Origin of the sequence: Vibrio sp. Vb0888 (genome assembly GCF_033338835.1) — a bacterium.
Classification (GTDB): domain Bacteria; phylum Pseudomonadota; class Gammaproteobacteria; order Enterobacterales; family Vibrionaceae; genus Vibrio; species Vibrio alginolyticus.
The window spans coordinates 26,142-48,326 of record NZ_JAWOTL010000007.1 but is presented as its reverse complement, the minus strand read 5'-3'; the positions used below and the strand labels follow the sequence as shown (position 1 = coordinate 48,326).

At 45.2% G+C, this 22,185-nt stretch carries 19 protein-coding genes and 1 pseudogene; 9 read left to right on the top strand and 11 right to left on the bottom strand.

The window, feature by feature from the left end:
• Nucleotides 1-26 precede the first annotated feature (26 nt).
• The 4 genes from R7P72_RS11985 (at nucleotide 27) to R7P72_RS11970 (ending at nucleotide 4,175) form a co-directional block, all read left to right on the top strand.
• The gene (locus tag R7P72_RS11985) at nucleotides 27-626 is read left to right on the top strand and encodes a TetR/AcrR family transcriptional regulator (RefSeq protein ID WP_005375241.1); all 600 of its coding nucleotides are present in this window, start codon (nucleotides 27-29) and stop codon (nucleotides 624-626) included.
• Between the two features lie 151 nt (nucleotides 627-777).
• Nucleotides 778-1,812, top strand: a complete 1,035-nt coding sequence (locus tag R7P72_RS11980) for an NADP-dependent oxidoreductase (RefSeq protein ID WP_005375239.1) — start codon at nucleotides 778-780, stop codon at nucleotides 1,810-1,812.
• A 14-nt stretch (nucleotides 1,813-1,826) separates the two neighbouring features.
• Nucleotides 1,827-2,444 carry a glutathione S-transferase family protein gene (locus tag R7P72_RS11975; protein WP_005375238.1) on the top strand — a complete coding sequence of 206 codons (618 nt, stop codon included), beginning with the start codon at nucleotides 1,827-1,829 and terminating at the stop codon, nucleotides 2,442-2,444.
• Nucleotides 2,445-2,735: 291 nt separating this feature from the next.
• Nucleotides 2,736-4,175 carry a catalase gene (locus R7P72_RS11970; protein ID WP_033906756.1) on the top strand — a complete coding sequence of 480 codons (1,440 nt, stop codon included), beginning with the start codon at nucleotides 2,736-2,738 and terminating at the stop codon, nucleotides 4,173-4,175.
• Between the two features lie 195 nt (nucleotides 4,176-4,370).
• Here the strand turns inward: R7P72_RS11970 and R7P72_RS11965 are convergent, their stop codons facing one another.
• The 4 genes from R7P72_RS11965 to norV form a co-directional block, all read right to left on the bottom strand.
• Nucleotides 4,371-5,249: an NAD(P)-dependent oxidoreductase gene (locus tag R7P72_RS11965; RefSeq protein WP_005375233.1), complete on the bottom strand. Its 879-nt coding sequence runs from the start codon at nucleotides 5,247-5,249 to the stop codon at nucleotides 4,371-4,373.
• Between the two features lie 184 nt (nucleotides 5,250-5,433).
• Nucleotides 5,434-5,772: a DUF1971 domain-containing protein gene (locus tag R7P72_RS11960; protein WP_005375231.1), complete on the bottom strand. Its 339-nt coding sequence runs from the start codon at nucleotides 5,770-5,772 to the stop codon at nucleotides 5,434-5,436.
• Nucleotides 5,773-5,814: 42 nt separating this feature from the next.
• Nucleotides 5,815-6,963: an NADH:flavorubredoxin reductase NorW gene (norW, locus tag R7P72_RS11955; RefSeq protein ID WP_005375228.1), complete on the bottom strand. Its 1,149-nt coding sequence runs from the start codon at nucleotides 6,961-6,963 to the stop codon at nucleotides 5,815-5,817.
• A 10-nt stretch (nucleotides 6,964-6,973) separates the two neighbouring features.
• Entirely contained in the window at nucleotides 6,974-8,476 is a 1,503-nt protein-coding gene (norV, locus tag R7P72_RS11950; RefSeq protein ID WP_005375223.1) for an anaerobic nitric oxide reductase flavorubredoxin, read from the bottom strand.
• A 190-nt stretch (nucleotides 8,477-8,666) separates the two neighbouring features.
• Here norV and norR point away from each other — a divergent pair, with 190 nt between their 5' ends.
• From norR to azu, 4 genes are all read left to right on the top strand, one after another.
• Nucleotides 8,667-10,199, top strand: a complete 1,533-nt coding sequence (gene norR / locus R7P72_RS11945) for a nitric oxide reductase transcriptional regulator NorR (RefSeq protein ID WP_005375220.1) — start codon at nucleotides 8,667-8,669, stop codon at nucleotides 10,197-10,199.
• Nucleotides 10,200-10,596: 397 nt separating this feature from the next.
• Nucleotides 10,597-11,115 (top strand): hypothetical protein, encoded by a 519-nt coding sequence (locus R7P72_RS11940; protein WP_005375218.1) that lies wholly within the window; start codon nucleotides 10,597-10,599, stop codon nucleotides 11,113-11,115.
• Between the two features lie 268 nt (nucleotides 11,116-11,383).
• Nucleotides 11,384-12,034 carry an HAD family hydrolase gene (locus tag R7P72_RS11935; RefSeq protein WP_005375213.1) on the top strand — a complete coding sequence of 217 codons (651 nt, stop codon included), beginning with the start codon at nucleotides 11,384-11,386 and terminating at the stop codon, nucleotides 12,032-12,034.
• Nucleotides 12,035-12,369: 335 nt separating this feature from the next.
• Nucleotides 12,370-12,822, top strand: coding sequence for an azurin (gene azu, locus R7P72_RS11930; protein ID WP_005375211.1), 453 nt, complete (start codon nucleotides 12,370-12,372; stop codon nucleotides 12,820-12,822).
• 225 nt (nucleotides 12,823-13,047) lie between these two features.
• Here azu and R7P72_RS11925 read toward each other — a convergent pair whose 3' ends face one another.
• The 6 genes and pseudogenes from R7P72_RS11925 to R7P72_RS11900 all read right to left on the bottom strand — a co-directional run bounded on the left by R7P72_RS11925 (nucleotide 13,048) and on the right by R7P72_RS11900 (nucleotide 18,925).
• Entirely contained in the window at nucleotides 13,048-13,398 is a 351-nt protein-coding gene (locus tag R7P72_RS11925) for an ethanolamine utilization protein EutQ (RefSeq protein WP_005375208.1), read from the bottom strand.
• Complete coding sequence (locus R7P72_RS11920; RefSeq protein ID WP_005375205.1) at nucleotides 13,395-14,711, bottom strand: NAD(P)/FAD-dependent oxidoreductase; 1,317 nt, start codon at nucleotides 14,709-14,711, stop codon at nucleotides 13,395-13,397. Before R7P72_RS11920 ends, R7P72_RS11925 begins: the two co-directional genes overlap by 4 nt.
• 12 nt (nucleotides 14,712-14,723) lie before the next feature.
• Entirely contained in the window at nucleotides 14,724-16,007 is a 1,284-nt protein-coding gene (locus R7P72_RS11915) for an NAD(P)/FAD-dependent oxidoreductase (RefSeq protein ID WP_232284618.1), read from the bottom strand.
• Nucleotides 15,996-16,157, bottom strand: a pseudogene (locus R7P72_RS11910) (rubredoxin); the annotation flags it as partial. The gene R7P72_RS11915 and the pseudogene R7P72_RS11910, both read right to left, overlap by 12 nt.
• 157 nt (nucleotides 16,158-16,314) lie before the next feature.
• Nucleotides 16,315-17,736 carry an aldehyde dehydrogenase family protein gene (locus tag R7P72_RS11905; protein ID WP_005375192.1) on the bottom strand — a complete coding sequence of 474 codons (1,422 nt, stop codon included), beginning with the start codon at nucleotides 17,734-17,736 and terminating at the stop codon, nucleotides 16,315-16,317.
• Between the two features lies 1 nt (nucleotide 17,737).
• Nucleotides 17,738-18,925, bottom strand: a complete 1,188-nt coding sequence (locus R7P72_RS11900; protein ID WP_005375185.1) for an aromatic ring-hydroxylating oxygenase subunit alpha — start codon at nucleotides 18,923-18,925, stop codon at nucleotides 17,738-17,740.
• 319 nt (nucleotides 18,926-19,244) lie between these two features.
• Here R7P72_RS11900 and R7P72_RS11895 point away from each other — a divergent pair, with 319 nt between their 5' ends.
• Complete coding sequence (locus R7P72_RS11895) at nucleotides 19,245-20,981, top strand: BCCT family transporter (RefSeq protein ID WP_031778888.1); 1,737 nt, start codon at nucleotides 19,245-19,247, stop codon at nucleotides 20,979-20,981.
• A 94-nt stretch (nucleotides 20,982-21,075) separates the two neighbouring features.
• Here R7P72_RS11895 and gcvA read toward each other — a convergent pair whose 3' ends face one another.
• The gene (gene gcvA / locus R7P72_RS11890) at nucleotides 21,076-22,002 is read right to left on the bottom strand and encodes a transcriptional regulator GcvA (RefSeq protein ID WP_047103923.1); all 927 of its coding nucleotides are present in this window, start codon (nucleotides 22,000-22,002) and stop codon (nucleotides 21,076-21,078) included.
• Between the last annotated feature and the right edge of the window lie 183 nt (nucleotides 22,003-22,185).

Below are 22,185 nucleotides of genomic sequence, written 5' to 3'. Positions count from 1 at the left end.
GTCTAATTCATTCTATAGTACACTTCATGAACGCAAAGACGAATGACACACGCCAACATATTCTCGACGTCGGATACGAGTTGATCGTAAACCGAGGGTTCACGAGTGTTGGTCTTTCAGAGCTATTAAAAAAGGCCGCAGTGCCAAAAGGCTCGTTTTATCATTACTTCAAATCCAAAGAACAATTTGGTGAAGCGATGATTCAAGACTACTTTACTAAGTATTTTGAGCGTTTAAACGCACGCTTTACCAATACTGAACTGAGTGGCTACCAACGCCTAATGAGCTATTTCGAAGAAATGGTCAAAGTAGAAGACGACGTGTGTAATGCGAACAAATGTTTATTGGTTAAGTTAAGTGCAGAAGTCTCCGATCTCTCAGAGTCAATGCGCTTGGCATTACGCCAAGGAGCAGACAAAACCATTCAAGCGATAGCGGATTGCATTGACATCGGCATTCAAGATGGCTCAATCCCCAATGGTGACGGTGCGTTATTAGCAAGGCAGATATACTACCTTTGGAATGGCGCTAGCTTGCTGAACAAACTTTATCAAGATCAGGCAGCATTGACGCAAAGTCTGACCTATACTCAACACTTACTGCAGAATACGCGCACTTGCCCATAACGGGCGGCGTGGAAGCAGAATGAACACCCTACACACGTTTCACTGTCAGAAAAAGCGTCAGTGTTAACACAGTAAACCTTCCCGCTTTAAATAAGCGGGATATTTTGAAATAAATACTAGACGACCGGTCTAATCAACAAGTGAGATAGATATGACTAACGCAACAAATCGCAGAATCGTACTCGCGTCACGTCCCCATGGTGCACCGACACAAGAAAACTTTCGTTTAGAAGAGGTAACGAAACCGACTCCGAAAGAGGGTGAAATGCTATTGAGAACGGTTTATTTATCTCTAGATCCATACATGCGTGGTCGCATGAGTGATGCCGAATCATACGCTGACCCTGTTGCAATTGATGACGTAATGGTCGGTGGTACAGTTTGTCAGGTAGAAACATCAAACCACCCAGATTACGAAGCGGGTGAATGGGTTCTTGCCTACACCGTTGGCTGGCAAGACTACGCTATCTCAACTGGTGAGATGGTCATTAAACTTGGTAAAGAACCGCAAAATCCTTCTTACGCGCTAGGCGTTGCAGGTATGCCAGGATTTACCGCGTACATGGGTTTACTCGACATTGGTCAGCCAAAACCAGGGGAAACCATCGTGGTAGCAGCTGCTACGGGGCCTGTAGGCGCAACAGTTGGTCAAATTGGTAAAATCAAAGGTTGCCGAGTTGTTGGTATAGCAGGCGGAGAAGAAAAATGCCGTTACGCTAAAGAGGTGCTTGGTTTCGATGAGTGTATTGATCACAAAGCTGAAGACTTTGCAGAACAACTGAAAAATGCCTGTGACAAAGGTATCGATGTTTACTTCGAAAACGTAGGTGGCAAAGTATTCGAGGCTGTAATGCCACTTCTGAATACAAACGCGCGTATCCCCCTTTGTGGTTTGATTTCTCAGTACAACGCGACAGAGCTGCCTGAAGGTACCGACCACCTTCCATTACTAATGGGTAAGCTCCTGACCAAACGAATCAAGGTGCAAGGCTTCATCATTTTTGATGATTACGGACATCGTTACGGTGAATTTGCGCAAGATATTAATCAATGGTTGGCAGAAGGAAAGATCCAATACCGCGAACATCTAGTACAAGGACTGGATAATGCGCCAGAAGCATTCATCGGTCTGTTGGAAGGTAAGAATTTCGGCAAACTTGTAGTACAGATTAACGATCCATTATAAAAAGGGATATGTAAATGATTAAACTTCACCACCTCAATCAGTCTCGCTCAAAGCGCATCATTTGGTTACTTGAAGAGTTAGATGTAAATTACGAGATTGTACCCTATGTCCGTGATTCCGTGACCTTCATGGCACCGCCAGAACTAAAAAGTGTTCACCCATTAGGAAAGTCACCTGTTCTTGAAGATAACGGCGAGATTATCATTGAGTCGGGTGCAATGACCGAATATTTGATTGAGAAATACAGTGACGGAGCCTTTGCTCCTGAGCGTGGTACAAAAGCACACACAGAATATTTGCAATGGATGCACTTTGCAGAAAGCTCTGCAATTTTACCTATGTTGCTAAAAATCTTCGTAAGCAAAGAGCCAAATGAAACTCAGTTTTTATCAGGCTATGCCGACAAGGAAGCAATGAATGTACTAGGCTACTTCGAGCAATCCTTAGAAGGCAAAACTTACCTAGTAGAAGAGCGTCTGACTGGCGCAGACATCATGATGTCTTTCATTGTCGAATTGGTTCAAAAGTTTGGTTTAGTTAATCACTTCCCTAATATTGAACGTTATGGGAAACAGCTCGCGACACACCCAGCATTTGCAAAAGCTGAACAACTTGAAGTGAAGTACTCTTAATTACTTCCCCCCTTTCGCCCCTTTGATGACACGTAAAACTTCATTTAAGGGGCGATATTACTAGCATCGCAGACACGCTAACTGGATAGCGCTCCCCCCCAGTCAATCGCTTTCGATAACGTCGATTGTTATGTCAATCAAGCTAATGTAGTAAATTTCTGATTCTAATATAGTTTCGACCATAGTCACCATCTATTGAATTGATAAGCAATATCAGTTTTCTCCCCCAGCTTTTCCGTAATAACCTCCTCTACAGTTTCTAAGGTATTGAGCCCTGGAGGGGTAAAAAAAATGACAAACAAGAAATTGACTACAGCAGCAGGTTGCCCTGTCGCACATAACCAAAACGTTATGACTGCAGGTCCTCGTGGCCCTCAACTATTACAAGACGTTTGGTTCCTTGAAAAATTGGCACACTTTGACCGCGAAGTGATCCCAGAGCGTCGTATGCACGCAAAAGGTTCTGGTGCTTACGGTACGTTCACAGTAACGCACGACATCACAAAATACACTCGCGCTAAGATCTTCTCTGACATCGGCAAAAAAACAGAACTATTCGCTCGCTTCACTACTGTAGCTGGTGAGCGCGGTGCAGCAGACGCAGAACGCGACATCCGTGGTTTCGCACTAAAATTCTACACTGAAGAAGGTAACTGGGACTTGGTTGGTAACAACACACCAGTATTCTTCCTACGTGACCCACTAAAATTCCCAGACCTAAACCACGCAGTAAAACGCGACCCTCGCACTAACATGCGTAGCTCTACCAACAACTGGGATTTCTGGACATCACTACCAGAAGCATTCCACCAAGTGACTATCGTAATGAGTGACCGTGGTATCCCAGCTTCTTACCGTCATATGCATGGTTTTGGTAGCCACACATTCAGCTTCATCAACGCAGAAAACGAGCGTTACTGGGTGAAATTCCACTTCAAAACTCAGCAAGGCATCAAAAACCTAACTGACCAAGAAGCAGAAGCAATCGTAGGTAAAGACCGCGAAAGCCATCACCGTGACCTTTACGAAGCGATTGAGCGTCAAGACTTCCCTAAATGGAAGATGTACGTACAGATCATGCCTGAGCTAGAAGCGGATGAAGTCAACTTCAACCCATTCGACCTAACACGTGTATGGTCTCAAAAAGATTACCCACTGATCCCAGTTGGTGAGTTCGAACTGAACCGTAACCCAGAAAACTTCTACGCAGAAGTTGAGCAATCAGCGTTCAACCCAGCTGCAGTAGTACCTGGTATCGGCTTCTCTCCAGATAAAATGCTACAAGGTCGTCTGTTCGCTTACGGCGATGCTCAGCGTTACCGTCTAGGTGTGAACCACCATCAAATCCCAGTGAACGCACCTCGTTGCCCTGTTCACAGCTACCACCGCGATGGCGCAATGCGCGTTGATGGCAACTTTGGTTCAACACTGGGTTACGAGCCAAACTACAAACAAGAATGGGCAGAGCAACCAGATTACTCTGAGCCACCTCTACGCATCAATGGCAACGCTGATCACTACGATCATCGTGTAGACGAAGACTACTTCAGCCAAGCGGGTGACCTATTCCGTCTGATGAGCGAAGAGCAACGTCAAACTCTGCTCGATAACACAGCTCGCGCAATGGACGGTGTACCAGAGTTCATCCAACAGCGCCACGTTCAACACGCATACCAAGCGGACGAAGCGTACGGCAAAGGTCTTGAAATTGCACTAGGCTTAAACAAGTAAGCGAACGCTGCAATCATTACACTGTGTGATTTAAAGACGAAAAAAAGGAGGTGCTCTACAGCACCTCCTGATTTCAAATCACTAATCCTTAATCACAAGTCACAAACCATGCTCAAGGAGATTCATTATGATTAACTTAGATTTCTTTAAGCTCTTTGATACCAAAGAACTGTTTATCTATTACTGATTCATCAACTACTGATTTTTAGCTACCGCTTTGATCAGTACTGATGTATCCATGCGACCTAAACCATCACGTTGAAGGTCTGCGTATTGCTCATCCACTTTCTTAGTCAGTGGAAGTTCTAGACCCACTCGCTCAGCTTCTTGCAGACAGAAACCTAAGTCTTTGCGCATCCAATCAATAGCGAAGCCAAAATCGAACTTGTCTTCAGCCATCGTATTTGCGCGGTTTTCCATCTGCCAAGAACCTGCAGCGCCATGCTTAAGCGTTTCTACAACTTGAGCGATGTCCAAGCCTGATTTTTGTGCCAGCAACAAAGCTTCACTCAGCCCTTGTAAAACGCCACCAATACAGATTTGGTTTACCATCTTACAGCGTTGACCCTGACCGTTTTCACCCAGTAGCGTCATCTGCTTCGCGTACACATCCATCGCTGGAGACACACGGTCAAAAATGCTTTGTTCACCACCACACATGATGGTTAGAACACCATTTTCTGCGCCTGCTTGACCACCAGAAACTGGCGCATCAATGAAGTGATTACCATACTTAGCACACGCTTCAGCCAGCTCAACCGCTAGGTCTGCAGAAGTGGTCGTGTGATCGACTAACACTGCATCCGCTTTCAAACCGACCAGAATGCCTTCTTCACCGTAAACAACGCTACGAACGTCATCATCATTACCCACGCAGGTAAAAACGATGTCACAGCCTTCTGCCGCTTCACGTGGTGTTTCACAAGCTACGCCTTGGTATTCTTCAGCCCATTTGTCGGCTTTCGCTTTTGTGCGGTTGTATACTTTGGTTTCAAAGCCCGCTTTACTTAGGTAACCAGCCATTGGGTATCCCATCACTCCCAGACCAATAAATGCTACTCGTTGTTTTTCCATTGCACGCTTCCCTTAGTTCACCTGACTGAAATGTTTCGTAACATGCTACTAAAGAATTGAAATCATTACTCGTGATTTCTCTTTCCACGGTCTCGATGATCCAGTATTTCAGTTCGTTTATTGCGCCTTCTACACCCCTTTACTTGACGATTAGCATAACAGTCAAAGCACTTAAAAAGGTTTACTACTGCTTAGCATGGAACATCGCTTGCCCACTCTTGTCCTTGTTCGACCAGAAATTGATGTTGAACTGAGCATCATCGCTCATCTCAATGCGGTGCCAGTACTGCGGTGGACTTGTAGCAAACTGGCCTGCATTAATCACCACCACTACTTCTGCTTCTGTGGCATTTTCATCAGCAAAGCCGTAGTAAGTCACTTGCCCTTCCATGACGCAAAGCTGTCCAAACACTCCCTCAGCGGTATTGTGATGAGTCAGTAGCGCTGGTGGCACATTGTCTTTAGTGAAGAAAGGCGTTGAACGTTGAACAGTCCAGTCTTTAGGAATTCGTAGATGCGACATAATGATACCCTCTCTAATTACAATTCTTTTCGTTTAAATCGGTTAAGCCTGACCGGCTTGAGACAACTCTCGAAGTAATGGAAATGCTTGCGTAACTTGTTCTCCCGTCACGACGAAGCCCATGAGTCGGCTATTTTCATCCTCTGCTTTCGCGGCAATGCCAGTTTGAGAAATCTGCACGCTCCAATTCGTCACCGAACTAAAATCGCCTGCCAATTGAATTGGATAACTCGGTGTTTTGACCTTTACCATCATAGGCGGTAGTTTCAACTCTGCTTCTTGCCCTAGTAGCTGTTTGCCCAAAGCATTGGCACTTAGCACGATCGGTTGGAGATAAGGCATCATTCGACCTTGGATTTCAGCACAATCACCTAATGCGAACACATTGGCTGCTGATGTCTGTAATCGGGCATTCACCTCAATGCCTTTATTGACACTCAACCCACAAGCCTTCGCTAACCAAGTGTTAGCACGTAAACCCGCCGCTGAAATCACTACATCAGCTTCAATTGCTTTACCTTGGCTCAAGCTTGCCACCAGCGAATCATTTGAGTGATTAATCGCAGCAACTCCAGTCTCCAAGGCAAGTTGAATACCTTGCTGCTTAAGTTGGTTCTCCAACGGCAATGCGACGAATTCAGGAATCAAGTTAGCGAGCAAACGGGGATTTGGCTCAACCACCGTAACCGCTTTACCACTGGTTGCGAGATCCATGGCGATCTCGACGCCGATCAAACCACCACCCATTACTAGAATTCGTTCCGCGCGGCTAATTTGCTCTTCCGCTAATTGATATTCTTGTAGCGAGTTCAGCGTTATCACCTCAGGTGCTGCACCACCAGATATTGGCGGCACAAAGGCTTTCGCGCCTGTCGCAAACACCAGTTTTGAGTAAGGGTAGGCTTGACCATTGACTAACACTTGCTGAGCTTGCACGTCGACATGCTCAATCATGGTATGGGCGAACAGTTCGATGTTGTGTTCCTGTGCAAACGCCTCACCACTTTTAACTACCAAATCTTGGGCAGTTTGCTTGTTACTGAATACATGACTCAAATCGGGCTTGTTGTATTCCGCGCCATCATCAGCAGTAAACACTTGCAGCGGAATATGTGCGTCCATTCGACGCACTGTTTTCACCAATTGGTAAGCCGCAAAGCCGCTACCAATAATCACAATAGATGCTTGCATATTCTCCCCCTTACCCGTTGTATTCGACAAAGACGTCTTTACCCAAGTGGCATTCTGGGCACAAGAAGTAATCTGGCACTTCAGACCATGCCATGCCCGGTTCAACGCCTTGATTAGGCTCGCCTTTAGTTGGGTCGTATACCCAATTACAAACGGTGCAAACCATGCATTGACAACCTGCAGGATGCGCCTCAGTACTAGGGTTGCTAGAAGCAGCATCTACTGCCGCTTGTGTTGCTACTTGTGCAGCGGGTTGTGATTGAACTTGTGGTGCAGACGCAGCAATCGCCAGCGAAGTAACAGGACTTGTCAGGTCATGCTTTGCCCACAATTTCGCGATGTTTTGACCATGTTCGCGACATTCACGCATCGCTTTACCATCTGGTCGCCATTTGGTTTTCAAACTCACCGCGGTTTCAAAGCCTGCGTCAGTCAATCGAGCATGGATACGATCCACCGCACCACCGTTCCAACCGTAGCTACCGAACGCAGCGGCTTTCTTCGCCTTAAAGCGCAGACCGGTAATTTCTTCTAGCATGCCTGCGATCTTCGGCATCATGACGTTATTCATGGTAGAAGAACCAACCAAGATGCCTTTTGAGCGGAATACGTTGGCGAGAATTTCATTCTTATCATGCTTAGAGACATTAAAGACTTTGACCGCCACACCAGGATCGACATCGTGAATGCCTTGCGCGATTGCATCGGCCATCATTCGAGTGTTGTTTGACATTGAATCGTAGAAAATCGTAATGCGATCTTCTTGATAATTGTCTGCCCACGCCAAGTATTGCTCGATGATTTGAACCGGATTATCGCGCCATACAATACCGTGTGACGTTGCGATCATGTCGACAGGCAAATTGAAACTCAGCACTTCTTTGATTTTTGCGGTTACCAAGCTGCTGAATGGCGTTAGGATGTTTGAGTAGTAACGCAAACACTGTTCCATCAACTCATTTTGATCCACTTCATCATTGAATAAGCGTTCATCGCAGTAGTGCTGACCAAATGCGTCATTGCTGAATAATACTGCATCGCCAGTTAGGTAAGTCATCATGCTGTCTGGCCAATGCAGCATCGGCGCTTCCACGAACACCAATTGCTTACCGTTGCCAATATCAATGCTGTCGCCTGTTTTTACGGTTTTGAAGTTCCACTCAGGATGGTGGTGATGACCAACGATGGAATCAATCGCCGCTTCTGTACAGTAAATTGGCGTGTTCGGAATCTTCTCCATTAATGCCGACAATGCGCCTGAGTGATCTTCCTCTGCATGGTTTACCACGATAAAGTCGATAGACTTAAGATCGATTTCCATTTCTAAATTTTGGATGAATTGTTGACTGAATCGATGATCGACCGTATCAATCAATACGGTTTTCTCTTCACGAATTAGATAACTGTTGTAGCTGGTACCTTTTGTCATTTTGTATTCTGTACCGTGGAAATCTTGGACTTCCCAATCGCGTTGACCTACCCAGTGGATGTTGTTTTTTACGTGAATTGTCATAATTACTACCTTGAATGACGGGATAAACAAAACTAATTTCTTCTTGTATTGCACTGGGCATGCCAACTTTTAATTGCCATATATTTCAATATCTTAATTGAAATCCAACTTTAACAAGTGTCATTTAGACACAGTTGAAAATTGTCATTAAGACACTACAATAGTCATATTGACACAATCGGTATTGGCTATGACTTCTTTAATCGCGCAATGGCTACACATCACGCAAGACCTTAACTCGGCCCTCACTCAACAGGCTCGCTTCGATACGTTGTTAACCACGATTCGAGAGGTATTGAAGTGTGACTCTTCTGCCCTTCTTTTGTATGAAGACCAACACTTTAAACCTTTAGCGATCAATGGATTGGCGAAAGAAGTGCTTGGACGCCGTTTCTCCATTGAGCAGCACCCAAGATTAGAAGCCATTGCCCGAGCAGGCGATATCGTGCGCTTTCCCTCTGACAGCGACTTACCTGATCCATACGATGGCTTGATTCCAAACCACGATGACAAACTGCATGTCCATTCCTGCATTGGTTTACCTCTGCTGATCGACGATCAACTGATTGGTGCCATTACGATTGACGCCTTCGACCCCAATCAATTTGATGGGCTACGCAACCAAGAGTTACGTTTTGTCAGCGCGTTGGCAGCAGGTGGCCTACACACTGCACTCCTGTTAGAGCAATTAGAAACACAAGCGAGCCTGCCACGTGACTCTTACGCCGAGAAGCGCACCTTAAGTAATGAAATCATTGGCAACTCTCAGGGTATGAAGAATCTTCAAGAGCAGATTGATGCCGTCGCCGATACGGAATTGTCTGTGCTGGTGATGGGAGAAACGGGCGTAGGTAAAGAGTTGGTTGCCAGCGCTATTCACCATCGCTCTAGCCGCTCTAGCAATACTTTGGTTTACCTCAACTGTGCGGCGCTGCCAGAATCAGTCGCGGAAAGCGAGTTGTTCGGCCATATCAAAGGCGCATTTACAGGCGCAATCAGCAATCGCAAGGGTAAGTTCGAACAAGCCGATGGCGGCACACTGTTTTTAGATGAAGTCGGCGAACTGTCGTTAGAGCTGCAAGCCAAGTTACTTCGAGCTCTACAATATGGAGACATTCAACGTGTGGGTGATGACCGCCATATTCGAGTCAATACACGCATTGTCGCCGCCACCAACCGTATATTGCATGAAGAAGTGACTGCTGGTCGCTTCCGAGCCGACTTATATCACCGCCTAAGCGTCTTCCCGCTTCATGTTCCACCTCTTCGTGAACGTGAAGACGATGTGGTGTTACTCGCAGGCTTTTTTGCCGAACGTTTAAGAAGCAAATTGGGATTGAACAGCATTCGTTTGTCCCCCACTTTGGTGCAGGCACTCAAAGACTATTCATGGCCAGGCAACGTGCGAGAGCTTGAACATGTCATTAAACGTGCTGGTGTTTTGGCAAAAGCGCGTACCCACGCCATGGACATTGAGTTAGTTGAGCAAGATTTTGACATCCGAACGCCGAATCAGAACATCAAGAACGTTGAAGAAACGGAACAAAAATCTCGGCTTGAGCTACCAGAAGGCGGATTAAAGCCTGCCACAGACGCCTTCCAAAAAGCGATGATTGTTCGAGTTCTGGAAGAGAACCAAGGTAACTGGGCAGCAACGGCACGTCAGCTTGAATTAGATAACGGCAATTTGCACCGATTAGCAAAACGGCTAGGGATAAAATAGACACTAACGAATATCACCTAATATGGCATATTCATCGCCAAATAAAGAGCCGATGCCCAACCGCTCACTCAGCCCACTATAAGTAGTGAGCTGAGTGCTCAGATAGAATAGCCACCTAAGTTTGACGGTATTTTCTTCTAAATTTTATTGTCTTGAACCACCTCACAGATTTAATAACCCTTAACAATAAACACAATAATAGTTAAGGTATTTTTATGAGCCAGATCTAATAAAATTAAATATATAGTATTTATTTTAAGAATCTAAATTTTCAAAGTTCATCATAATAAATACAACCTCTATGTATACACTTTACCTTCAAAAAACATCAAAATATAATCCCTTCGATAAAAACACTTAAATGAATTTAACTGTATAAAAGTGAGGAGAATAAAATATGGGATATGGGGCGACAGTATATTCATTAGATACTGAAAAGGTTTTTAACGTACTAAAGAATGAGCGTAATCCAGAGCTAGAAAAAGCCATCATGGAAAGGTGTCAAGACTCCTTTAAAGTGATTAATGAAATGCTGGAAAGTAGTGGCGAAAGCATCCGAGCTGAAGAGCTTCTTATGCAGATGCTGTCTGAAGAGATAAAATACAGTCACTTGGGTTACGCATATGCTTACTTGCTTGAAGCTATATGTAAGATAACTGGTTATTACTTATCCAATAACTCTTGGTATCCTTGCGATGTAAACGATTTCTGCGATATTCCATTCACTAATACCGATTATCCTATAAAATTCCCATTCCCTGACGATTTCCCTGTTGTTTTTATGATAAAAAATCAAGATATTCACCAAGATAACGTTGACTTCGGAGGCTTATCAGAGCAACAAATATCTGAAGTCAAGAGCTGGTACACTCATGCAGTCGTAAACAATCGTGATTTGGTATTATTTTATTATTAATTTTAACTATTAATAAATTATCCAATAGTTAAAATAACAATAGAATATTAATAAAACTCTAGCTTATATTAAGCTAGAGTTTTATCTATTTAACTGAAATTTTCTAATTTTAAAAACATTATATTTCACACCTAATTTATAGACTCTGTGTATAGTGTGCTCAGAGGCAATGTGAACTCATAGGATCAAAATCAAGTTCTAATTTTTAGAAGAAAAACCGATCTGCTTGTGTCAAAATGCGCCATCCCAACCAAAAAGTCTTAATGTAATGAACTACCAAGCTGCTATTTTTGATATGGATGGTTTGCTCCTTGATACTGAGCGCGTCTGTATGCATATTTTCCAAGAAGCATGTGAAGCCCAGAACCTACCCTTCTATAAAGATGTTTACCTTTCAATCATTGGTCGCAATGCAGCGGGCATTGAAGTGATTTTTCGTAAAGCTTATGGGGATGATCTTGACCGCTTACACCAAGAGTGGCGCGACCGTTACGACGCTGTGGTTAAGCACCAAGCGATACCGGTAAAAGAAGGGGTGATTGAGCTGCTTGAGTGGTTGAAAGGCCAAGGGTTGCCAATTGCAGTCGCCACTTCTACAGCAAAAGAAGTGGCACAGAAGAAGTTGGAGTTAGCGGGCCTAAGCAAGTATTTCGACAACTTAACGACAGGCTGTGAAGTGTCACACGGCAAACCTGATCCAGAGATCTACCTGCTTGCAGCAAGTCGTCTAAGCGTAGATCCAACCAAATGTCTCGCCTTTGAAGATTCAAATAATGGCGTACGTGCTGCGGTAGCAGCGAACATGATCACTTATCAAATTCCTGATTTGGTTGAGCCTTGTGACGAAATAAAGCAATTAGACCATACTGTCGCACCTTCACTGCATGATGTGTTGCACACGTTAAAGCAAACTCGCTAGGCCTACTTGTCGTCTGTTCTCTAGAAGCTCAGCAATTTAGCTGAGCTTCTTTCTTGAAACCTCTCCAATACCGTAAAACCAAACAATTCTGCCACCCGTTTAGAGAGATTATTTTCACCTTAACTCTGGCTAATCACGACTTTTGATTTAACTCACGCAATCGCATGAAATAAGGCATTTGAGTGATCAAATAGCGGAACTGACCAGTACAAGCTTGCAACAAAACGTCAATATACCGATTGAAGCACGTTTTTGGAGTGAAAATTGGCTGATAATGAGAACTATTGGATAAGATCAATCCAAGTCAGCCTAAAATACAAAATGGAGAGTGTTATATGTCTTTACGTTTATTAGCAACAACCTTCGCATTAGTAGGAATGAGCTTTGGTGCCCAAGCCAGTGCCGAGTGTGAAGTGTCATTAGATGCTAACGATATGATGCAGTTTTCTACTAAAACATTGAGCGTACCAGCCACTTGTAAAGAGGTAAAACTAACGCTGAATCACACAGGTAAGATGCCAGCGCAATCGATGGGTCACAACGTGGTCATCTCTGACACAGCCAACCTACAAGCAGTCGGTACTGATGGCATGGCAGCTGGAGCAGAAAATAACTACGTAAAACCAAATGATGATCGCGTCTACGCTCACACAAAAGTAATTGGTGGCGGTGAAAGCACCAGCATTACGTTCAGTACTGAGAAAATGAAAGCCGGCGGTGACTATTCATTCTTCTGTTCGTTCCCGGGTCACTGGGCAATCATGCAGGGTAAATTTGAGCTAAAATAAAAGATTTAGCCAAGCCAAAAGAAGACTCATTATAGGGAAGCCAAGGCTTCCCTTTTTGATAGATAAAATAGCAATTGAGAAAGGTCTAACACGTCTGGAAACGTGACCAAGAAACTAGCAAGTAAGAAACCCTTGCTCCACTGAGATTAAGTTCTTTTACGAAAACTCATGGGTAAAAATCGGATTTTTGTTTTACCTTTCCGAAACACTACTAAATGATAAAAGTCATTCAATACCATGTAACTCTTTCCAGTTTCCTGGATGAACCACATAGCCGAACAGAGCATGCCCACCATAAACCAATTCAGTCCCTTCCGGTATCCACAGCATCTGACCTGGGTGCACAAAATGTGTTTCACCATTTGCGGTCAGCTCGAAACAGCCTTCAATCACGAAAATAACTTCATCATAAAGCACTGTCCAAGCCACTTTAGCGCCTTCCCATTTAGCAAAGCCTACGCCTATGTTTGGTGAAATTTCTGGGCTTAACGCCCTTGCAACATACGCCATTCCCGGCGTATCACCACGAACATTGAAATCTAGACTTTTACTATCAACAAGTTTGACTTGCTTCATAATTCACTCCGGCTTTGCCATTTTGCTAATTGGATACGCGTTTTTACTCCCAAACCTAAAAAAGGCTCTGGCGGATTCAAACAAGGCATTCCTGTCACTTGCTGTATGTCATCCAATGATTTAGATGTCGCACCAACGACATAGTCAGCTAACAGTGTTCCAGAAATGGTTCCCCACGCAGCACCAACACCATTGTCGCAAGCGCTGGCATAAACACCTTCATCTAATTGACCAAAAAAGTTAGTAAAGTTACGAGAGATGGCATATACCCCACCCCATGTGTGAGTAAATGGTACGTCGGCCAGCTCGGGGTAACGCGCCAAAAAGACTTGACGATGATCGTCTCGGATTTGTTCTCTGACTTTATCGTTCATGCTTGAGCCATATTTCGGCACGTGTTTGTAAGTATTGCGGATCAAAATACGTCGATCGGCGGTCATACGTAACGTCGTTCCCGCATGATCAGCTGGAGTTAGGCCCCAATTCAGCTCTCCTCCGTATCGCTGCATTTCTGCGTCAGTCAATGGACGCGTCCAGCTTGCAAACGTCATCACTGGAAGTAGTCTGTTTTTAAGATAACCAAACTCCCGAGTAAAAATGCTGGTCCCAAGCAGCAGTTCAGGGGCTTCAACAGAGCCACTATCTCCATGTAATACCCAGCAACCGTTTTCTTTACTGAGCTTGCGGATTGGCGAGTTCTCTAACACCTCGACGTTCTCTGGAAGGCTTTCCCCTAGCCCACGCACCAAAGCAGCAGGTTGCATTAAATAACCACCTGGCGTGTAAATTGCGCGGCTGTAGTAGTTGGTTCCCAAGACTTTCGCCAGCTCACTGCCATTAACATGGAAGTATGGTTCGCCAAGGTCTTTCATTAGGTGCTCAAAGTGATCGAGATACGCTTCACCGCGCGCCCCTACGGCTCCTTGATATTTGCCCTTTGTTGACCACTGACAAGAAATACTGTGCTTCGACACTAAAGTGTTTAGCTGAGCAATCGCAGAACGGTTGAGCGACAATAACTTTTGTTTGTGCTCAGGGTCGGGATGCTCAAGTGAAAACTTATGAGGCAAATCGATAACAAAGCCCGAATTTCTTCCTGAAGCCCCTTGGCCGATACGTTGCGCATCAATCAGTATAATTCGTGCATTAGGCATAAGTTCAGCTAAACGTCTTGCCATAGCTAGGCCTGCGAAACCGGCACCTAACACGGCATAGTCAGCAATTTGTTTACCTTTTAACGCCGGTTTTTCTGGAATACTTGGCAACGCATGGTACCAACCACACGTCACGTCATCATTGGGTAAATGAATCATCTTTTTTCTCCGCTACGCTGCTGACAGTTTCAATGACAATTGATCTAGCCAAGGGCCGCGTAATGACTGTACTTTTCTTCCTAGCAACGCAAAACCGAGCATTGCTCCTTCTGGTGAATAAAACGCAGCGGTCAATTCATCTGCTTGGTTCTCGATGTACCATTGTCCCTGTTCTTCAGCGGCTACCGGGAAAATCGTGAGTGGAAGAATCGGCGTTTTTACAATCACTGGAGTTGGTGTTAACGAGATAGGGGCGACATCGCCTAGCAAGCTTTTCGCTACAGAAGGGATCATTTGATTAATCGGCGCAATATAGGGCTGCCAACCTTGCTCAGTTTCAACACAGTCACCTAGCGAGTAAATATTCTCATCACTCGTCTGGCCGAATTGATTCACTTTAATGCCGCGGCCCACTTCGAGCCCTGCTTGCTCAGCCAGAGAAACATTTGGCTTGAGTCCAACCGCGCTCAGCACTAGATCTGCTTCAATCTGCTTGCCACTGTTTAGATGTAAAACCGCACTAGATTCCGACCTTGGTTCGATTCTGGTGATACTGTCTTGTAGAGCCCATTGCACGCCTCGATCGGCAAGTGCGCTTTGTAATGATTCACCCAACTGTTGCGGGATCAAACGCTCCATTGGCCATTGACCCAACCCGATAACTGTTACTTCATAACCGCTTTCGATCAGATCATTTGCGAACTCACAGCCAATTAAGCCATCACCTAGGATCGCGATGCGCTTTTTGTCTTGCAGCTCCGATCTGAAACGGCGGTAGTCAACTAAGTCGTTCACACTCATAACCCAAGAGCGATCGCCCTCAATTGGGATTTCAATCGGTGATGCACCTGTTGCCAGTACCAAGCGGCTGTAGGCGTATTTACCGATGGAGGTATGTAGCGTTGAATTGGCACGATCGATCTGTTCAACACGCGTATGCGGGTAAACGCGGATATTGAGACGGCTTTCCCACTTCAACGCGCTTTCACTTTGCAGCGCGTCGCCGTCTTTGTTCATGACCAACGCATTAGACAAAGCTGGTTTGCTGTACAAAGCGCCATCATCAGCGGTAAAGACGGTGATAGCAACCGTCTCGGATTGTGCTCTAAGTGCCGCCGCCAACTGGTAACCACTGTGGCCACTACCGATGATAACGATAGGGTCATTTGAGAATACAGGTTGAGTAACTTCAGATGGAAGAGGCTGAGCCGTATTTCGCTGAACAGACGCTTCTACCGACACCGAAGACACAGCTGCAACCTCTTCTAGTGGCGCATCGTCGGTGATTTCGATCATTTCAAAATCGGCCTTACCCACTAAACAGTCAGGACATAACCAGTCATCCGGTACATCTTCCCATGCTGTTCCTGGTGCAATGCCATCGGATGGCCAACCTTGTGCTTCATCATAGATTAAGCCGCAAATAATACAGAGCCACTTTCTCATCACTTATACTCCAACTACCTTGTTCAGAATTTCCGTGTTTACAAACCGCTGTCAGATTTGTTGTGATTCCATCAACCTCGCCCTAGCTTGTGGTCTGAAATCCAAGCCGGTACGAGGTGATGAAAATACAGTTACACGGTAGCTATACGTTGCTGTCTTACTGCAAACGAATGGCAATATTGCGTGTCTGGACGTAGCTATAAATCGCTTCTTGTCCTTTTTCTCGCCCAAACCCGGACAAGCCCACGCCACCAAATGGTGTTTCGATGCCACCAGCAAACCATTCATTGATGAACACTTGTCCACCACGCAGTTGCTGTGCCACACGCAATGTTTGGTTTAGGCTTTCACCAAAGACACCAGCGACCAGGCCAAAATCGGTGCCATTCGCGATTTCAACGGCCTCTTGCTCGGTTTCAAACGGTGTAATTACCAGTACAGGGCCAAACACTTCTTCTTGAGCAATACGCATATCTGGTGAGGCTTCAATCACCGTCGGTGCCACAAAGTAACCTGACAAATCAGGGGCGTACCCACCCGTTAGGATGTTCGCGCCGTCGGCTTTTGCTTGTTCTATCATTTCAAGCACGCGTGCTTGTTGATCAGCCGATACCAACGGTGTGATGTCCGGCTGGCTTTCGCCTTGACCAATAGTTAGGCTTTTTGCCATTTCCACTACCGCCGCTTTTACTTCTTCATAACGCTCTTTTTGAATTAGCAAACGAGACATTGCCGAACAAACTTGACCAGCGTTAAAGAAAATACCGACTTGAACGCTTTGTAAAAGCGTTTCGAGACTCACATCTTTCAGTGCGATAGCGGCCGATTTACCACCCAGCTCCATCACAGATGGTGTGGCGCGTTGCGCTGAATCTTTCAGTATGCGTTGGCCGGTCGGCACAGAACCTGTAAAGACAATTTGATCAACGTCTTGATGCTGCACCAAATGACTGCCAACGACTGAGCCTTTGCCACATAGCAAGTTAATCGTGCCTTTTGGGAAGCCCGCTTTTTCAATCGCTTTAATCAACAACGTCATAGCGAGTGGGGAAATCTCTGGCGATTTGATCACCACTGCGTTACCAGCAGCTAATGCAGGTGCTAATGAGCGTGCACAAATAGAAACTGGGAAATTCCACGGCACAATCTGCACTGACACACCAAACGGCACATATTGGGTGAAATCGACATAATCTTTACCCAATGGAATTGACGTGCCTTCCAGCTTGTCGGCCATGCCAGCGTAGTATTCGAAGTAACGTGCCGATTCTAAAAACTCATCTTTGGCATCTTGCAAAGATTTCCCATTTTCACGGCAGGCAACTAACCCACCTTCATCAACCATTTCACGAATAGCCGCGGAGGCTTTTAACATCCACTCGGTTCTGACGGCTGGACGAACGTCCGAAAGAAGACCTTGCTTGACCACTCGACGTGCCGCTGCCATTGCGCGGTCGGCATCGGTGATAGTGGCTTCTGCAATCGTCGCATACGCTTCGGCTGTGCCAGGGTTAATGACGGTCAGCGCTTGCTCTGAATCGCACCACTCACCATCAATATAATTAAGGTAATGCATCATATTACTGCTCCAGTGCCGCTTTCACTTGCTTTGCCAACCAGGTTTGAAAGAAATGCGTCGGAACATCCATTTCTGGTGAGAACACACCACCACCAAAGCCAGGTGAGTAACGACCTTCCTGCATGCCCTCGACCGCTCCAATATCTTCGCCGAATACGACTCGCCATGACTCAACGGTAGCAGTACGGCACGCAGCGAACTCATCTTTCGTTGCTTCATCACCCACATAGAAAACACGTAGGTGCTCAACACTTTTATTCGCAGTGATTGGTTCAATCATCATTGCAAAGGCATGATCGGCTTGAATACCAAGCAACACGTTTGGAAAGAGTGCAACATATTCTGCATGACGCAGTTTATCTTCTGGCCAGCTTGGAAATTTAGGTAAGTGTGTTCCTGCAGTATCAGAGAGGTTGTATGCGAGACTACCTTGGCCAGCAAAACGCTCTGCAAACATGATGTTGTAGTGATCCTCTAGGCGAGAATAACTGTTCAAACTCGGATGCACCCAAGGTAAGTGGTAAGCTTCACAGTAGTTTTCTACGGCAAGCTTCCAGTTACTTTTCACTTCTATCTCTAAGTTGCCACCCATGTTCACGCGGCGAAGAAGCCCTAATCCTTCTTCACCTAAGAATTGCTGCCAACGTTGCTCTAGCGGCGCGATATGCTCTTCAAAGCTTTCTGCATTGCCCGATAAGTTGACGAATACCATGTCCATCCAAACGGCTGAACGAAGTGGCTTAAGGCCGTGCTTTTCACACTTAAATCGGTCATCTTTGTGTTTTGCGATACCACCGATGTGTGGTGTGCCTTTTAGATTGCCGTCAAGATCGTACGTCCATGAATGGTAAGGACAGCGAATCATGCCTTGAACTTCGCCTGCCTCATGAACCAGCTTCATACCTCGGTGGCTACACACGTTGTGGAAGACTTGGACTTCACCTTGACGATTTCTCATCATGAGTAGTGGAAGATTCATGAAATCAAGTGGCATTACATAACCATTTCTAAGCAGGTCTGATGCAAAACCAATACATACCCAAGTGTTACCAAACACCTGATCACGCTCAAAAGTAAAATACTCTTCGCTGGTGTAGGCCTGATTCGGCATTCCTGTTGCTTCACTGATTGGGTTCAGTACATTATCAACAAGTTCAACAGGAATAATGGTTTGGTTGACATTGCTCATATTCTTATCTCCGAGAGTCGAGTTGCATCCAGTGCGTACAACATCGTGTTGTGTTAGTGGAGATAATTTTGATTAACAACCCGGCAACAAACAAACGACTTTTTCGCCGGGCTTGGATGAGTTTTTGTCATTCATGCATTGATCTCGAACAAAAAAATAACCTTTTAATTAACAATGATCTTCTTGTCATGATTAATACTCATTAACCGATGAGTATTAATCAGTTGAAACACAAAAGCCCTCTCTCTACTCTCTTTCAAAAATTAACAATAACGCAACAAACAATAACGTTAAAACAAACGCACTGTGAGGGATGCCTATGAGAGCAACATCTGGGATATTGAAAGGACTCAATCCGACTGTGACAATCGCATCAAAGATCGTCGTTATCGGTTTTGTACTTTTCTGCGCCATTCTCGCCAATCAAGCGGGCCAATACTTCGAAACGATTTCCGGCATTTTGCTACAGAATATGAAGTGGTTTTACATCGGACTTGTTTCACTCGTTGTCGGTTTTCTTCTTTACCTTATGGTTAGTCGATATGGGCATATTCGTTTGAGTAAAGATGACGAAAAACCAGAGTTTAGTTATTTGTCTTGGGTATCCATGCTTTTTTCCGGAGGCATGGGGATAGGCTTAATTTTCTGGTCGGTCGCCGAACCGATGTGGCATTACGCTGACAACCCATTTACTCAAGGCCTGACCAATGAAGCCGCAACAACATCAATGAAACTGACATTCTTTCACTGGGGTCTACATCCTTGGTCTGTCTTTATCATTGTTGCACTCGCATTAGCTTACTTTTCCTACCGTAAAGATCTGCCTTTTACCCTACGCTCTATCTTGTACCCTTTGATTGGTGATCGTATTTATGGGCCTATCGGGCACACGGTTGATATCCTAACAGTCGCGGTGACTGCTTTCGGTATCTCTCAAACCTTGGGGATGGGAGTTATCCAAATAAACTCTGGTTTGAATCAAGCCTTTGGTCTAGAAATTAGTTTGGGGATTCAACTCTTTATTATCGTTTCCCTTTGTACTTGTGCGGTTGCGTCGGTGCTATCTGGTGTAGGAAAAGGTATTCGCCGTTTATCAGAATGGAACATGCTGCTTTCACTCGCACTCGTGCTAGTCGTACTTTACATTGGTCCAACTCGCTATATCTTAAATACGCTACTTGAAAGCACAGGGCTTTATGCACAAAACATTGTCGGTATGAGCTTATGGAGCGATGCACAGAATGACTCTGGCTGGCAAAACTGGTGGACGGCTTATTACTGGCCTTGGTGGATGACTTGGGCACCTTTCGTTGGCATGTTTGTGGCTCGTATCTCTAAAGGACGCACAATACGTGAACTTATCGGCGGTGCTCTCATCGTACCCACGCTGATCACGTTTTTATGGATTTCAGTATTTGGTGGTGCAGCGTTGAAGGTAGAGCAAGACGCTCGTGTTGCTCATCAAGAGCAAGTCACTGCGGCACAAGAAGCCAAACAAACACCACCTGCGGATTTTTCTGGCGGCCCGATTCTTGAAGCGACTAAAGCCGATACGACACGCGCTTTGTTTACGCTATTCGACAATCTAGATACAGGTATGTTTGGTAAACTACTTAGCGTGCTTGCGTGTCTATTACTCGGTACTTATTTCATTACCTCCGCAGACTCGGGTACCTTGGTTCTATGTACCCTCGATGCCGCTGGGCACAGTGAGCCTCCCACCTCTATACGCGTATTGTGGGGGATCATGATCGCAGCCATTGCGGGAGTACTTCTATACGCAGGAGGGTTAAAAGCAATGCAAACGGCCTCCATTATTGCCGGTTTCCCTATCGCCATTTTTATCGCGGTGATGAGCTTAACGCTGTTTCATAGTATTCGACGCGAACCTAAGCCATGGGCAATGCTTCCAGAGCACGTTCACCCAGAGCAAGAGAAACTTGATGGTCCTGTTGAACCGCTTGTTGAAAGCAAAACAGTGGTTTCCGAGCCTATCGCTTCAACATCCTCACTAAAAGATGATTCCACACTCAATCAGGGACCAGTACTAAGTTAGTGCGTCGTTTCATCCAATCAATTAAAACAAAGCGGGAACTGGTACTCCCGCTTTTTAACATGACCAAACTCTGTTATTTTCTCTGCTTATTGATTTAGGCTAAACCTCGATCACCCACCTCATCTGGCAACTGTTGCAAAAGCCACTCTCTAAAACGCTTGACGCTTGCTGGGATTAAACCTCTATTTTTAGGTTCAAGCATAGAAAAATTGGAAGGTGTTGAAAGCACGTGTTCGACTGGCCTAACCAAAGCGCCGCTTTGTAAATAGTCGTCCACTAATGAGCCCCAGGCTAACGCGATGCCCTGACCATTAATTGCCGCTTGTAACAGCATTGGATAGTTATTGATGTTCATGCGATTACGAGGCGAAATATTTGGCAATCCTACACTCGCAAACCACTGCTCCCAATTCACCCAATCTCTTTGAGACTCTTCCAGATAGAGTAACGTTTTATTGAAGATTTCTTCTGGCTCACTAGGCTGGCCGATTTTCTCTAGATAAAGCGGGCTACACACAGGGAATACTTCTTCTGAGAATAGCGTTGTCACGTCCATTTCCGCAGGTGGAGTGCGACAATAAAACAAGGCGATATCGCAATCTAATCGGCGTAAGTCCAACACATTATCTGAGGCCAATATCCTTATATCGATGTCATCATGTTCATTTTGAAATTGAGCAACCTTAGGCAACAACCACAAGGCTGCCATTGCATTTGTCGTCGCAACCGTGATCTTTTGTTCGCCCTGCCACTTCTTCACTTCACCCGTGATTTGAGCAATATCGAGCAAAGATTGGCTGACAGCTTGATAATATTGAAGACCTGTAGGCGTTAAATTAATGCTTCGATTGGCTCGCGTGAACATAGCCTTGCCTAAGTATTCTTCTAATTGTCTAATTTGGCGACTGATAGCACCTTGGGTCACGTTTAGCTCGTCAGCGGCTAATGTAAAACTCAAGTGCCGCGCCGACGCTTCAAACGCAACGAGGCTATTTAAAGGTGGGAGGGGTTTGATTTTCATGTATCTTCCAGTAAGGCAGTATTGTAATTATTTTTATTCCCGGCAATCTTATGTTGCACGTGGATAATGCCATTCTGGACAACACCCCAAAAACGACAATTTATAAATGATAAAAAATAGAGATGAATCATAAATTGTTGTGAGAGAGACTGCCGTATACAGTTTCGTGGCTACAACGAGCAC